The following is a 13,666-nucleotide window of genomic DNA, read 5'->3' as shown; positions in this document are numbered from 1 at the left end:
CTGTAGTAACAGTTTCAAGATTATATAAAGCGAGCTCAGGTAATGCATATTTAGATGCCAGCACTTCCCCTTGTTCCGTTATTTTTATGCGTCCGCTTAAAGTGCCACTGGGCTGGGCTAAAATCGCCTGATATGCGGGCCCGCCGCCACGGCTCACCGAACCGCCACGACCATGAAAAATCCTTAGGCCTAACTTATGGCTACTGCATAAACTTTGTAAAGACATCTGGGCGCGATGGATTTCCCAATTGCTGGATAAAAAGCCAGAATCTTTATTACTATCGGAGTAGCCAAGCATCACCTCTTGAAGCGGAATTTCTTCGCTTTGCAATAATTTCTGGTAGAAAGAAGTTTCAAATAATGCTGCCATCACGGCAGGAGCGCAGCGTAAATCTTCTACCGTTTCAAATAATGGCACCACTTGTAAACGGGTACTGCCTTCAACCGGATCAACTAAACCTGCCTCTTTAGCTAATACCAACACCTCCAGCAAATCAGACTGGCTATGGCACATTGAAATTACATAAGTGCGGCAGATGCGATTACCGAATTCCTGTTGTAAACGCTCCAACATGCGAAAAATCGCAAAGGTTTCGGCGGTGGCGGCACTCCAATGGGGCCCGGTGGGAATCAGGGGCCTGCGGGTTTGAAGTTCCTGCAGTAGCCACTGCACACGTTGCGCCTCATCCATCGCGTCATAGGTGATGGGCAGCTGTAGGTAATGGCTTAGTTCTGTTAAAGCTTCACTATGACGGCTGCTTTCTTGGCGAATATCTAGGGAAGCAAGGGTAAAGCCAAAAATTTGCACCTGGCTTAATAAGCGTTGCAGCGGTTCGCAGCTGAGTTGGGTGGCCTGCAAGCTGGTGCGGATTAATTCAAGATCGCTGCGAAAATCTAAATAGGAGCGGTAATGCAATTCGGGGGGCACCCCTAAGTTGCCGATGCTTGGCGCTGGATCATTGGCATCATTAGGTGCTTCCCATCCGGCGGTTGCCAGCAGCCCATTACGTTGCTGGGTAAGTTGTAATCGCTCAAGGATGTAGCAAAGTTTTAACCGATAGGGTTCGAGCCGGTAACGGGCGGCAAGGCGTTCATAGATCTCTGGAAAACGCAATCGATCCATTTCCAGTGATTCCAATAAGGCACCACTTACCTGGCTCCATTGCATTGAAATACTTAATTGATCTTTTAGTTGAGCTACCGCTGATATATATCTCTCCAACATCAAGCGTCGCTGGAAACAAGCGGTACGCCAAGTTATGTCTGGTGTTACAGAGGGGTTGCCATCGCGATCTGCACCCACCCAGGAACCAAAGGTGCAAAAGCCATCCTCTGGTGGCGTTACATTGGGATAACTTAAAGCTAATGCTTTGCGAATTCTCTCACTTAATAGAGGCAGCGCTTGGAATAATACCTGCTGGAAATAGTGCAATGCATAATCCACCTCATCTAAAACGGATGGCTTGAATTGATGTAATTCATCAGTGCGCCACCATAGTCTTATTTCTTCCTCCAATTGCTGGCGTAAAACGTGACGATCTTCTATCGGACCGAATCCACGATCACAGCCTTCTAATTTCTGAATGAGATTAGCTACTCTGCGTTGTTTATGCCGAACTGTATGCCGCACGATTTCGGTGGGATGGGCGGTAAATACCAAGCGCACATCCAGGTCGCGCAGTAGGGTTTCTAGTAGCCCCGGCGGCACATTTAAACTTCGTAAGCGGCGAAATAAACGTTGAAAAGTTGCCGGTTCATCGTGGCTAACTAGATGGGGTGTGAATGGATTTTCAAGGGGATCATCCTCATCATCTCCATTCGCCATTGTGGCTAAATAGCGATCTTCTTCAATATGTTGCTCAAGGATATTTACTAATTGAAAATAAAGCGAAAATGCTCTTGCTGCAGCGATCGCTTCGGCAAGATCCATCTCTACAATTAAGCGAATAATTTCTTTTGATGTTTCCTCTTCATCGCAAAGTTGCTTGAGCTTAAGTAGCCGCTCCGCTTGGTTAGGGGGGCATTCACTATGTAATACGGTTCGCCAGAGATCTTCCACCAATTCAAGCCGCTCATTTAATTGCCTTAGGGTGCGGCGGCCCATCAAGATATTTGAGCTGGGCAGCGTCTGCTGCATCGGCGAAGCCTTAGGTGAATTGAGTGAATCAATCATCCCAAATAGCCGCCGTTTATTGCGGCTCCAGGCGATACATTTTTTGCTTTAATTGATTCCCCTTCCTGGATTTCTTCATTTTCCATAGCAGTTGCACCTGTGCTAATGAGGGAACTTATGCTTTCGCCATTTTTGTGCCTTGAAAGCCAATTCATGGCGGTATTGCCGTTTTGCAAGATTCCATCAAGGGGAGCAAGCCAGGGCAATAAATCCTTTGCTCCAGGCCAGAGACGCATTTCCGCTATTTGATTCTCAAGCCATGCCCGAGCGCTGAGCGGTTCTCCATCGCGCCAATGCAGTAAAACTGCATCAAGGCTGGAGCTGGCTGCGGCTTTGTCGTTGGCATCGGCAAGAAGCTGCAATTCCTCCAGATTAAGTTTGCTAGCTGTGAGGGGATCGTGTTGGCTTGGGTTTTCAAGGAGTTGATGCAGCCGCAGTTCGGCGTAAGCAGTGATTGCTAGTAACTGCTTTGGATCGGTTATTAAATCGCAAATACGCAGTTCAACCCGATTAAGACCGTGGGGCCGATCGGGGCCATTTGGCCGCACAGACGACCATAAATGCCGCACATTACGCATATTTCCGATGCTTAATTGGCTTTCCATCCAGGCCACGTATTCGCTGTGGCCACTAAAAAGTGGCACCTGAACTGGGGTAATTGGGAATTGCAACCACCGTTGTGAATGGGCTCCAGTGGGTTTGCCATCGAGAAATGGCGAACTTGCGCTCAGGGCTAGCAATAAGGCAGCTTCACAGCGCAATAAACGGCAAGCCGCAAAAATTTGCTCTGGGTTTTCAAGGCCCAAATTGATATGAACACTGGCGGTAACTACCCGGGTGCCGTAGGTGGTTTCGATGTAGTGGTGATATGGGTTGTTGGGATCAGAGCGTTGAAATATTGCACTATCGCCAAGGCTGAGGGTGCTGCCAGGTAGCAGGGTGAGGCCTTTGGGTTGCAGCCAGCGGCGTAATTGCCGGCGAGGCTCCAGCAGTAGTTCCAACTGTTTGCTGTAGCTCGCTTCCGGTGCAGTGATGTATTCAAGGTTGCGGCAATCAGGTTCGGTTACAACCCCTGGAAGCGCAGCGGCAGCCTCCGCTGAACAGCCCACTACCGTGCCATCAGCTCTACCGGTGTAGAGCTCTACTTCAAAGCCTTTCAGCAAACTTTTGCTCATGAAAGGCAGGCCAATGCCTTAAGCAAACCGCGGGCTTTATTCAAGGTTTCCTCGTATTCAGAGCTCGGATCTGAATCAGCCACAATCCCTGCCCCTGCTTGCACCTGAACCCGCCAGCCCCCTTTGCCATTACTGCGAACCACCATGGTGCGGATTGTGATTGCTGTATTGAGGGCGCCGCTAAGGTCTATAGCCCCATAAACCCCTGAATAGGGGCCCCTAACCCCTGGTTCCAATTCATTAATCAATTGCATGGCCCTAATTTTTGGCGCGCCGCTAACGGTGCCCGCCGGAAAGCTGGCTTGAAGTAGATCCCACACATCGGCATCAGCGCGCAATACCCCTTCTACTTGGGAAACGATATGCATCACGTGGGAATAACGCTCGATCACCATCAACTCCTGCACGGCAACGCTGCCGGGTTGGCATACCCGGCCCAGGTCGTTGCGACCTAAATCAACCAACATCACATGTTCTGCCCTTTCTTTGGGATCAGCTAATAATTCCTGTTCAAGGGCTAAATCGTCGCTTTCGGTTGCACCGCGGCGGCGGGTGCCTGCAATCGGCCGCACCGTTGCTTTCACCGTGCCATCAGCTTGGGGATCGGCTTTTACCATCACTTCCGGGCTGGAGCCGATTAAATACCAACCGTTAAAAGCAAAAAAGCCCATATATGGCGAGGGATTAACCATGCGCAGGCTGCGATATAGCTCGAAGGGATCCCGCTGCACCTCCGCTTCAAGCCGTTGGCTCAGTACCAGTTGAAATACATCCCCGGCAAGGATGTGTTCTTCGGCTTTGGCAACCGAGGCTTCAAAGGCTGCTTTTGTGGTGTTGCTGGTGATTGGCAACTGATCGGCGGATTGATCTCGCCATTGCAGTGGTGAGATTCCGGCAGGTAATGGTTGATGTAAGCGTTGCTCTAGTGCTTCCAGCCGTTCGCTGGCTTCTGCTTTTGCTTGGCTCGAATCAACTCCATCGCTGAGGTTTGCGTAACTAATCGCGGTGATTTGGCGGCGCACCTGATCAAACACCAGCAAGCTGTCGCAAAACATCCAGCAGCCATCGGGGAGATCATCCGGGCCGCGGGGATGCACGGGAACGCTGGGTTCAATCCATTGGATTAATTCATAACTCCAAAAGCCAAAGAGTTGGCCAACAGGAGGCAAGCCTGGGATCGGGGTTGAATGATATGGAAGCAGCAACTCCCGCAGAAGTTCAAACGGATTGCCTTGCAGCTTGCTGCTGCTGCCATCGCGGTGATCGAGGCTGCTGTTGCCGCCGCGGCTGGTGAGCACCCATAGGGGATCGCTAGCTACAAAACTCCATCGCCCCAGTTGATCTCCCCCTTCAACAGATTCAAGTAAGAATCCGTAGGGGCGACTGTGCCCCACCTTGAGCCAAGTGCTAAGGGGGGTTTCTAGGTCTGCGGGCCAGCGCCGCCAAATTGGTTCGAAGCTGCTGCCTTGGTTTGAACAGACCATCTAGATGAAGAATTTAATCAACTCAAAAGTTGATCGCTGAAAGCACTTCAGTTATTGGAATAGTTATTAAATTAATTGTCGAAAGTTTCGCGACCGCTGAATTTTAAATTGGCAGGATTTGGATTCTGGCCAATACGGCGGGGGTTGTGGCCAACCATCGCACGACCTTCTTTTACTTTTTCTGGGAACACACCATCTGCAGGATGCAGGAATTCAATGTCGCCACCAGGATAAATCCGGTAGATCTTGTAATCCTCAATCCTGGGCTTGAATTTGGTGCGCAGCTGAGTGCCTAGGGCGAGGCATTGCTCCTTGCGGGAGAAATACATGATGTTTTCGCCTGAGTTCATCATCGCTGCACCACCTGTTGGCAGTTCAAAGGCCTGGGACGAATTACTGCTCCAGGTGATGGCGTATTTCTCTTCGGTTTCGGCGGCATTTAATAAGCCACCGGTGCTACCGATGAAACCAGGAAGCTGGCCGGTGAGGGTTCCTACCGAGGACATTGAAGCCAGGGAGTAATTTGGCTGGAAGCTAGCACTCAAAGGCGGTTCAAAACGCGTTGGCGTTGCTCTCTTCACAGCCTTCAACAATGGCAAGTTTTGCCACCGGTAGATAAAGGGTGAGGTTGCTGCCCCGCCTTTCGGTAAATCTGCCACCAAGGCTGGCAAAAAGTTGTTGGGTGGCTTGGGGGCTTAATTGAAGGCTGCCAGTGCCAGGATCCCAGGTGAGCACTGGCCCTACCATCGACTCATGGCTGGGTTCCAGTGTATTTACGCTATCTAGATTGTTATTTAGATTGCCGCTAAAACGTAATTTCAAGTTGTCGCCTGCCGCTTGAAGTTCCACCTTTACCTTCGCGCCGCGTCGCAAGGTGCGGCTAAAACGATCCATTAGCCCCGCAAGCATTTTTTCGAGCAGGGCCGGATCACTCATTACTGCAGGCAGATCCACGCCAATTTTTAAATCCAGCTGCAGTTCGCGGCGCTGCAACTGATTTTCCCAACTTGGTTGGAGCTCTAGCAGGAGTGCCGCAAGGTTGGTGCGAGCCAGCAGCCTTTCCCCCTTGGGCTGCCGCTGCGCTTCCGCGGCATAAAAGATCAAGCCGAATCGATCGATTTGCTCACTGCATTCCGAATCGATCTGGCGCAAGCGGGTTTGCGCAACGCTGGGCAAATCTTGGCGCCGCAGTAATGAGCGAATCAGGGTGCGAATTGTGGCAAGGGGCGTCCGCACTTCATGGGCAAGCGCCTCTAGTAAACCGAGTTGATCATTTGCACCTGAAGCGTTGTGCGATTCCTTTGGGGCACTCATCAGAGTGAGGCTCGGGGCTGCTGCAGCTAAACGTTCTGCCACCCGTGGCCAAAACAGTTCGGCAGCCTTTAACGAACTATGCAAAGGCCCCAGCTTTTCTAGCTTTTGCTGCAGATCAACAGCCGCGATTGGATTGTCGGCTGAAAGGCGAGCTCCTAAACCCTGCAATAGGCGAGCTAAAAGTTGCTGATCAAAGCTCACCAGCAACTGACGCCGTTGCGGTTCCCCATTTAGCGCTAGGGCTACCTGCAATTTGGCTGTGATCAGCACCAGCAATGGATCTGTGCCGTCTGATTCGTTTAACAACAGTTGCCAGATTTTTGGCCCCAACTTTTGTTGCTGGGGGCTGCTTCCTGGCAGTTCAGGGCGCTGGTTAGCTGGATTTGCTGGGGTCCATACCCAGCCATGAAAGCGTTGCAACAAAGATGGTTCGTATAAAGCAGGCAGGGGTGCTGCTAACCAAAGCCCATGGGGGCTTGGTAGCTCCACCAACATTTCTTGCAATACCGCTAGAGCGGCCCACCATTGCCGCCGAACCCCCACTTCATCAGCGCCGCCAATTGGAACTGCTGCTGCTAATTCTTGGCGCAGCTCAACCAATAAAGGGATTTTGCTCACCGCAATTTGAGGCCACTTTTTTTTGCTCGCCGCTGCACCGATGCCACTAAACCAACACTTATGAAATTCACAAACATGGCAAAACGGCCATAACTCATCCAAGGCAGAGGGATTCCGGTTACCGGGCCGAGGCCAATTGTCATTGAAATATTAATCACCACTTGAAACATCACCATTGAGAGTATGCCAATTACCACCAAAGATTCGAAATCGTTACCGGCGATGCCGGCCACCTGCAGTAATTTCCAGCTAAATAGGCCGTAGGCCAACAACAGCAAAAGTGCGCCAATAAAACCCAGTTCCTCCCCCAGAGCACTGAAGATGAAATCGGTATGTTGTTCGGGAATAAATTGTAATTTTGTGAGGTTACCCTGCATTAATCCGGTGCCAAATAATTGGCCAGAACCAATACCGATTTGGCTTTGGATTAAGTGATAACCACCACCGAGGGGATCTTTAGAGGGGTCTAAAAAAAGAATTAAACGATCTTTTTGATAATCTTTTAATCCATGGGTCCAGAGAAATGGGGTAAGAAGGGCAAATATTGAATTCAGCGTTAAAGCAATTGCAGAGCCAATACGTTTCCAAGGCAGGCTGCGCCAGCTCATCAATGCCAAGAGGCCAAACCAAGGCAGAAGCGCTATTGGAAATGCGCCCGCAATAATGGCAGTAGCCAATGGTGACAGCAGCAACAGCAGCCATGGCAAGGGCAGCCCAGCCCAAAAAAGCATTGCTAAAACGATTGCGCCATAAACCAAGGAGGTGCCTAGATCGGGTTGCAGAAATACCAGCGCCCACGGCAATGAGATCACCGCAAGGGGGCGAATTAAATCAACCGGTCTTTCAATGGGATGTTTTGCAAGAATTCCAGCCAATAACAAAATTGCCGCCAACTTTGCGAATTCAGAAGGCTGCACATGCAACCCTGCGATCGATATCCAGCGTTGGGCCCCAAGGGCGCTGGTGCCCATTAATTTCACACCAAACAGGCTGGTTAGGGTGAGTAGATAAATAGGAAGCAGCAGCGGTTTTAATTTGTCGAGATCGATCTTTGCAAGCAGGGCCGCTATTGCTAGGCCAATTGCTCCTGTAATCCAATGGTTTTTCCAATCGGCAAGGGGCGCTTCCCTTTGAGTGCTGGCGATTAACAAACCAGCCAAAATAGTCATTGCGATGGGTATACCCCAAAGCAATGGATCAATATTTCGCCAAGGCCATTTACGGCTTGCTTTCACCCCCAGCTTCATGGCTGCTTAGGCACGCAAAGCTGCTGCACTTGCGTTGCTAAATCTATAAAGGCCATAGCGGCAGCACTTTCCGGGTTGGCAATAGTGATGGGTCGCCCTTGATCACCGCCTTGTTGAACCGGTAATTCCAAAGGGATTTGTGCAAGTAAAGGCACTTGGGCTGCAGCGGCTAGGTTGCTGCCTCCACCACTGCCAAAGATTGGATACTTGCGTTCCGGTTGATCGGGCGGGATAAACCAACTCATATTTTCAACGATTCCTAAAATTGTTATTCCCATTTGACGAAACATCTCTAAGCCGCGGCGGGCGTCTTGCAGCGCTACCTGTTGAGGCGTTGTAACTACCACCACACCAGCTATCGGTACGGCTTGGGCCAGGCTGAGTTGAGCATCGCCAGTGCCCGGGGGGAGATCAACCACTAAAAAATCCAAAGTGCCCCAATCCACCTGATACAAAAATTGGCGGATGATGCCGTTGAGCATTGGCCCTCTCCAAACCACCGCTTGCTCGGCCTTTATTAATAACCCCATAGAAACCATCACCAATCCACAACTGGCGATGGGGGTGAGCCTTTGGTTTTCGCCTTCTCCTTGCACCCCAGGGGTTTGATCCCTTACGCCAAGCATGGTGGGGGCATTTGGGCCATAGATATCGGCATCAAGCAAACCCACCCGCAACCCTTGCCTCGCTAACGCGCAGGCCAGATTCACTGCAACCGTACTTTTGCCAACCCCTCCCTTGCCGCTACTAACAGCAATCACCTGGGCAACACCAGGAATGGCTTGCTTGGGTTGCAACTGACCATGACCCGCAGCGCCAATGGCTGGGGTTTCGGGGGCCGTAGCAAGTTCAATTTGCACCTCACTAATGCCTTCGAGCTGCTCAAGTTTCTCGCGGGCCTCAGTTGCGATGCGATCCCTTTGGGTTTGGGCAAAACCAGGCAGAGAGAGTTGAAATACCGCTCGCTCCTGCTGAAGCCGCAACTGGCTGATCCAGCCCAATTCGAGCAAGGATTTACCGCTGCCAGCATCTTTTATGCCTGCTAAGGCTTTGAGAGCTTCTTCTCTGGTCGCCATAGCTGCCCCGCCTCTTGATTTGGATCCTAGGGAGCCCTGTTAAGGGCCCTTGCTCTGGTTGGGGCATCCATGAAAAGGTATTGGCGTTGTTGTGCGCTGTTTTGATTTGATAAATCCTGCTCCTCCCACTGATTCACGCGAACGCATGAAGGCCCTACTTATGGGCTTGCAAGACAGTATTTGTGCTGGCTTGGAGCAGCTGGATGGTGGGGGTTGTTTTGCTGAGGAAAGTTGGCTTCGCCCTGAAGGGGGCGGCGGACGTTCGCGGGTAATGAAGGAGGGGCGGATTTTTGAACAGGGCGGCGTTAATTTTTCGGAAGTGGAAGGCAATAATTTGCCCCCATCAATCCTTAGCCAACGGCCTGATGCTGAGGGGGAACCGTGGTTTGCCACAGGCACATCAATGGTGTTGCACCCGCGGAACCCCTATGTGCCAACAGTGCATCTCAACTACCGCTATTTCGAAGCTGGGCCTGTGTGGTGGTTTGGCGGCGGCGCTGATCTCACTCCTTACTACCCATTTCTTGAAGACGCAAAGCATTTCCATCGCAGCCTAAAAACTGCCTGCGACAGTGTAAATAAAGCTTATTTTCCGATTTTTAAACCCTGGTGTGATGAATATTTTTATCTCAAACATCGAGCTGAAACCAGGGGTATTGGTGGAATCTTTTACGACTATCAAGAGCCGGGCGGGGCGATTTATCGCGGCTCAAATCCGGATGGGGCGGCAGCTAAATGTGCGGCTGGAAATATTCCAGATCGCAGCTGGGAAGATTTATTTAAATTGGCTTCCGCCTGCGGAAATGCATTTTTAGGGAGCTACATCCCAATTGTGGAAAAGCGCAATGGGCTTGCCTATGGGGAAAGAGAACGCCAGTTTCAGCTTTATAGGCGCGGCCGTTATGTGGAGTTCAATTTGGTATTTGATCGCGGCACAATTTTTGGTTTACAAACAAATGGCCGCACTGAATCAATCTTGATGTCTTTACCGCCTTTGGTGCGGTGGGAATATGGCTATCAAGTAGAGCCGGGTAGCAGGGAAGCGTTGCTTACAGATATATTCACCAAACCCCAAGATTGGCTTGGAGATAACTCATTAATTGCGCGTTGCGCCCCCACTGGCGCCATCGGCTAATCCATTCTGCAGGGCTTGAACCACCCGTTCTGCGATGGCGTTGAGGCTGGCATCTCTACTGAGGGGATCGCGCAGGTTGCGTTCCAAAACCCCTTCCAAACGATCGATTTCAAGCATCGAGATGCCCCGCCGCGGCGCGCCAAGCATGCCGCGATAGTTGTAGGGGTAGCCACCAAATACCTCAGCTAAAGCCTCATCTAGGCGAGAAAATTCATAGCGCACAGCTGGAATTATTCCTGCACCGCTGCCATGGGGGCTGTAAGCGTCGTAGTGAATCTCGAGCACATATCCCCCTAAATCTGCGTGGGCAGAGCCAACACTCCAATTTGAGAGAGGGTTATTTGTATTGCGAATCGTGCGTAGGCCGGGGTCGTAATAACGAATATTCAAGCCTCGCTCGCTACCAATTTTTACTATCCGTTGGGCTGTTAGCAGATTCCAGTAGAGCTCGTCTGTGATGGTTGGATCCATCGGTGTTGCGCCCTTTATTCCCACCGCTTCTCCAGGGGTGCCAGATCCTCCTAGGCGTTGGGAATCAGCGTGGCCTGCCAAAACAAGGATTGCCAATTCCCGTGGGTGGTTTCTGGTGCCGCGCCAATTTTTTGTGCGGCCGGTTGGAACCGGTAAGGAGAAGTCTTGTAGCTGCAGGGTTGGGGGCCCCTCCTGCAGGTTTTCTAGTAGTTCAAGCAAACCTTTTCTGGCATCAGCTGCTCCAGCTGGTGTTGGAGTTGCTGATATTAAAAATGTGGCCAACAAAAAAATTAGTTTCCCCATTAGGGCGGGATCAGAGCGGTGAACTGAGCAGCTTTCCGTCGCTATGCAGATTTAATGATCGGCCCAAGCTGCGCTCAAGGGCAATTAATTCATCCCGATGGGCCCGCAATTTCAAAGTTGTGGGTATGAAGCCTTGGGGCGGTAAGAGCTTTAGCTCCAATGTTTCTTGGCGGCGTGCCTTAGTTAAGTAAATGCGCCCCGCTAACGGACCCACCAAGGCAAGCAGCAACGGCCAGTAGCCATAGGAGGGCAGTAATTGACGCACAACCAGCCCAAGAGCAGTTGCGCCGGAAGCACCTAAAACGCTGAGCAATACAGCCAACGGAATACTGGCCTCCACCTGGCCTTCAAAGCGCAAAAGCTGTTGTTCTGGATCTCCGGCGATAGCTTGCCAGCCCCGCTGCTGCAGCCATTGATCTAGGCCCTCGAGCACCTCTAAAGGAGGCCGAGAGCTATTCACTTCCACAATTGTGGTGCGGTCTTTACTGGCGGCCCTTAAAAAGAACACCAGCCCGATCCCCATCAATAGGGTGAGCAGCAAGGTGGAGGAGAGAACCTGGTCCATCGAATTAATTAACGGGCTAACGCAGCGGCTTGAAGGTAAAGGTTATTCACTGTGATCGATTCCCCCTACTAAGTTGAATCCGCCTGTTCTCCCCTGCTATGGCTCCAGAAGCACTGCCACCAGCAAAGGAATTCGCTGTATTTAATTCCGATTTAAGTAGCGAGTGGTTTGAAAAATATCGCGGCTGCACTGCATTGGCGGTAGATACAGAAGCGATGGGGTTGGTGCATGGCCGCGACCGTTTGTGCCTTGTGCAAATTTGCGACGATCAGGATCGCGTGAGCTGCATCCGGATCAGCCGGGGGCAAACGAATGCACCAAAACTGCAGCAGTTAATGGAAGCCGTTGCAATTGAAAAGGTATTTCATTTCGCCCGTTTTGATGTGGCGGCATTGGCCTCTGGTTTGGCGATCAAGGTGAATCCAATCTTTTGCACCAAGGTGGCAAGTCGCCTTGGGCGCACCTATAGCCCCCGCCATGGCCTCAAAGAGGTGGTGCAGGAGCTGGTGGGGGTTGAGCTGGATAAACAGGCCCAAAGTAGTGACTGGGGCAGGGTTGATGAGTTAACAGATCAGCAATTGGCCTATGCCGCCAACGATGTGCGTTATCTGTTGCCAGCACGGCAGCAACTGCATCGCATGCTCGAGCGGGAGGAGCGGCTTGAGCTTGCTTTGCAGTGTTTTAAATGCATTCCGGTGTTTTCAGAGCTGGATCGTTTGCATTTCGGTTCGATATTTGAACATCGCAGTTAGTGAGCAGCTGCTCCTTGATCAAGGTGGCTATTGCTGCACTGCCACCGGGGGGCCCCATCCGCTGCCGCCCAATCCGGCCAAGTTCTAGTTGCAGAGCTGGAGATTTCAGTAGTAATTCCAGCGCTCTTTGCAGTTCTGGGCCTTTGCGGCAAACCCGCACGGCACCTCCCAATAAACGGCTCTGACGTTTGGCAAAACCGAGGGTGAATTGGGGCCCTGGCCCTGCTAAAGACAGCACAGCACAACCAATACCCACCAGTTGCTCTGTGGCGGTACCGGCGCAGGCCACCCCCACCTGGGCCCAAGGTGCCCAGGTGGGAAATAAGCGAGTGCCTAAAAGCAGTAAACCGGCGGGCCCCTGCCAGGCCCCTTGGGCTTTGCTGCCAAGGGGAATAACAGTGCTGTGATAACCCAATGCGGCGAAGAGGGGTTCCAATTCAGCAGCTGCGGGGGTTGCACCACAGGCCAGTAGTAAAACCCGTGATGTTGGCGCCACAGGCTGGGCTAAGGAAATTAATAGTCTTTTTAAATTTTCTAATGCCTCTGGGCAACGGGAACCAGGAAGCAGCAAAACCCGCTGCATTTCGCTGAGGGCCAGAGGAACTGGTTGTATCTCAAATCCATCCAGCATTGGATTGCCAGGGGCAAGTGCTGCCACTCCATGGCGCCTTAAGCCCCGTGCGGTGAGCGGATCACGGCACACCACCAAGCGGCAGTTTGGCCTTGCCATCAAGGCCCACTCCCAGGGATCCCATTCACTGCCCTTCAGCCGGTGATAGGCATCGGCTAGGGGATTGCGGCCGGGGCCACTGCTCCAGGTGTAGTCGCTTTTTGGGGTGCCGATAAAGCCATAAGACCTGCCGCTGCCCCAGGCCAGGATTAAAGGCAGAAGATCGCCCACTGCCAATACAGCCCCATCGCCTTGCTTGCACCAGCGCCGGATGCTGCGAATTTGGGCCAAGCTCAAGGGCCCCAGACCAGCCCATAAATCCTTTAACAACGCCCAAAAGCTTTGGTTGCTAAAACCACCACTGGGCAATCGCTGAAGAGGCCCAAGGCACTGCACATTGTTTAATTTGGCAAAGCTTTTGCCCTCCCCCACAAGAGCAAGAACACTTATCTCCAGTTCACTAATTCCGAGCTCGCGCGCTTGCAGCTGAAGCGCTTCAATAATCCGCATCGCGATTAGGTCTTCCCCATGGCCATTGCTGAGCAGCAGCAGGCGAGTTGTCATGGGGGCGACTGGTACGATCCGATCTTGGGAGTTTTACTCCCGGATCGGCGGCATGGCCAAGTGGTAAGGCAGAGGATTGCAAATCCTTTATCCCCAGTTCGAATCTGGGTGCCGCCTTT

Annotated in this window: 12 protein-coding genes and 1 tRNA gene; 3 read left to right on the top strand and 10 right to left on the bottom strand. The window is 51.8% G+C overall.

Annotated elements, in window-relative coordinates; translation table 11 throughout:
- The 7 genes from KB557_RS04950 to KB557_RS04920 form a co-directional block, all read right to left on the bottom strand.
- Nucleotides 1-2,137 (bottom strand): phosphoenolpyruvate carboxylase (locus KB557_RS04950; protein WP_255131856.1); only part of this gene is annotated, 2,137 nt, incomplete at its 3' end.
- Nucleotides 2,138-2,169: 32 nt separating this feature from the next.
- Nucleotides 2,170-3,348 carry a glutamate--cysteine ligase gene (gene gshA, locus KB557_RS04945; protein ID WP_255131854.1) on the bottom strand — a complete coding sequence of 393 codons (1,179 nt, stop codon included), beginning with the start codon at nt 3,346-3,348 and terminating at the stop codon, nt 2,170-2,172.
- Nucleotides 3,345-4,832: an anthranilate synthase component I family protein gene (locus tag KB557_RS04940; protein ID WP_255131852.1), complete on the bottom strand. Its 1,488-nt coding sequence runs from the start codon at nt 4,830-4,832 to the stop codon at nt 3,345-3,347. Before KB557_RS04940 ends, gshA begins: the two co-directional genes overlap by 4 nt.
- A gap of 71 nt (nt 4,833-4,903) precedes the next feature.
- Nucleotides 4,904-5,338 carry a photosystem I reaction center subunit II PsaD gene (locus KB557_RS04935; RefSeq protein ID WP_255131850.1) on the bottom strand — a complete coding sequence of 145 codons (435 nt, stop codon included), beginning with the start codon at nt 5,336-5,338 and terminating at the stop codon, nt 4,904-4,906.
- Between the two features lie 46 nt (nt 5,339-5,384).
- On the bottom strand, nt 5,385-6,764 hold the full coding sequence (locus KB557_RS04930) for a HAMP domain-containing sensor histidine kinase (RefSeq protein WP_255131848.1): 1,380 nt from the start codon (nt 6,762-6,764) through the stop codon (nt 5,385-5,387).
- Nucleotides 6,761-8,011 carry a rod shape-determining protein RodA gene (rodA, locus tag KB557_RS04925; protein ID WP_255131846.1) on the bottom strand — a complete coding sequence of 417 codons (1,251 nt, stop codon included), beginning with the start codon at nt 8,009-8,011 and terminating at the stop codon, nt 6,761-6,763. Before rodA ends, KB557_RS04930 begins: the two co-directional genes overlap by 4 nt.
- The gene (locus tag KB557_RS04920) at nt 8,008-9,087 is read right to left on the bottom strand and encodes an Mrp/NBP35 family ATP-binding protein (protein ID WP_255131843.1); all 1,080 of its coding nucleotides are present in this window, start codon (nt 9,085-9,087) and stop codon (nt 8,008-8,010) included. The genes rodA and KB557_RS04920 overlap by 4 nt, the downstream gene beginning before the upstream one ends.
- Nucleotides 9,088-9,232: 145 nt before the next feature.
- Between KB557_RS04920 and hemF the strand changes: the two genes are divergently transcribed.
- Nucleotides 9,233-10,222, top strand: coding sequence for an oxygen-dependent coproporphyrinogen oxidase (gene hemF / locus KB557_RS04915; protein ID WP_255131858.1), 990 nt, complete (start codon nt 9,233-9,235; stop codon nt 10,220-10,222).
- Here the strand turns inward: hemF and KB557_RS04910 are convergent.
- Together KB557_RS04910 and KB557_RS04905 are read right to left on the bottom strand one after the other, a co-directional pair.
- Nucleotides 10,184-10,996, bottom strand: a complete 813-nt coding sequence (locus tag KB557_RS04910) for a dehydrogenase (protein ID WP_255131841.1) — start codon at nt 10,994-10,996, stop codon at nt 10,184-10,186. The genes hemF and KB557_RS04910 overlap by 39 nt on opposite strands.
- Before the next feature lie 10 nt (nt 10,997-11,006).
- A complete protein-coding gene (locus tag KB557_RS04905) occupies nt 11,007-11,561 on the bottom strand; it encodes a cofactor assembly of complex C subunit B (RefSeq protein ID WP_255131839.1) in 555 nt (184 codons plus the stop codon).
- Nucleotides 11,562-11,659: 98 nt separating this feature from the next.
- On the opposite strand from KB557_RS04905, the gene KB557_RS04900 reads away from it, so the two are divergent.
- Nucleotides 11,660-12,313: a ribonuclease D gene (locus tag KB557_RS04900; RefSeq protein WP_255131837.1), complete on the top strand. Its 654-nt coding sequence runs from the start codon at nt 11,660-11,662 to the stop codon at nt 12,311-12,313.
- Here the strand turns inward: KB557_RS04900 and KB557_RS04895 are convergent.
- On the bottom strand, nt 12,243-13,547 hold the full coding sequence (locus tag KB557_RS04895) for a lipid-A-disaccharide synthase-related protein (RefSeq protein ID WP_255131835.1): 1,305 nt from the start codon (nt 13,545-13,547) through the stop codon (nt 12,243-12,245). The two genes, KB557_RS04900 and KB557_RS04895, sit on opposite strands and share 71 nt — an antisense overlap.
- 46 nt (nt 13,548-13,593) lie before the next feature.
- On the opposite strand from KB557_RS04895, the gene KB557_RS04890 reads away from it, so the two are divergent.
- Nucleotides 13,594-13,664 (top strand) — tRNA-Cys (locus KB557_RS04890).
- The last annotated feature ends 2 nt before the right edge of the window (nt 13,665-13,666 follow it).

The sequence above is a fragment of the Synechococcus sp. Cruz CV12-2-Slac-r genome (assembly GCF_024346075.1).
In the GTDB taxonomy this organism is placed as follows: domain Bacteria; phylum Cyanobacteriota; class Cyanobacteriia; order PCC-6307; family Cyanobiaceae; genus Synechococcus_D.
The sequence above is the reverse complement of the archived record's forward strand: the minus strand, read 5'-3'. Positions and strand labels throughout refer to the sequence as shown.

Bases quoted from the DNA above. Each gene is read 5' to 3' on its own strand.
- hemF (WP_255131858.1), top strand. From the start codon at position 9,233: ATGAAGGCCCTACTTATGGGCTTGCAAGACAGTATTTGTGCTGGCTTG.
- KB557_RS04905 (WP_255131839.1), bottom strand. From the start codon at position 11,561: ATGGACCAGGTTCTCTCCTCCACCTTGCTGCTCACCCTATTGATGGGG.
- KB557_RS04940 (WP_255131852.1), bottom strand. From the start codon at position 4,832: ATGGTCTGTTCAAACCAAGGCAGCAGCTTCGAACCAATTTGGCGGCGC.
- KB557_RS04935 (WP_255131850.1), bottom strand. From the start codon at position 5,338: ATGTCCTCGGTAGGAACCCTCACCGGCCAGCTTCCTGGTTTCATCGGT.
- KB557_RS04920 (WP_255131843.1), bottom strand. From the start codon at position 9,087: ATGGCGACCAGAGAAGAAGCTCTCAAAGCCTTAGCAGGCATAAAAGAT.
- rodA (WP_255131846.1), bottom strand. From the start codon at position 8,011: ATGAAGCTGGGGGTGAAAGCAAGCCGTAAATGGCCTTGGCGAAATATT.
- KB557_RS04900 (WP_255131837.1), top strand. From the start codon at position 11,660: ATGGCTCCAGAAGCACTGCCACCAGCAAAGGAATTCGCTGTATTTAAT.
- KB557_RS04910 (WP_255131841.1), bottom strand. From the start codon at position 10,996: ATGGGGAAACTAATTTTTTTGTTGGCCACATTTTTAATATCAGCAACT.
- gshA (WP_255131854.1), bottom strand. From the start codon at position 3,348: ATGAGCAAAAGTTTGCTGAAAGGCTTTGAAGTAGAGCTCTACACCGGT.
- KB557_RS04895 (WP_255131835.1), bottom strand. From the start codon at position 13,547: ATGACAACTCGCCTGCTGCTGCTCAGCAATGGCCATGGGGAAGACCTA.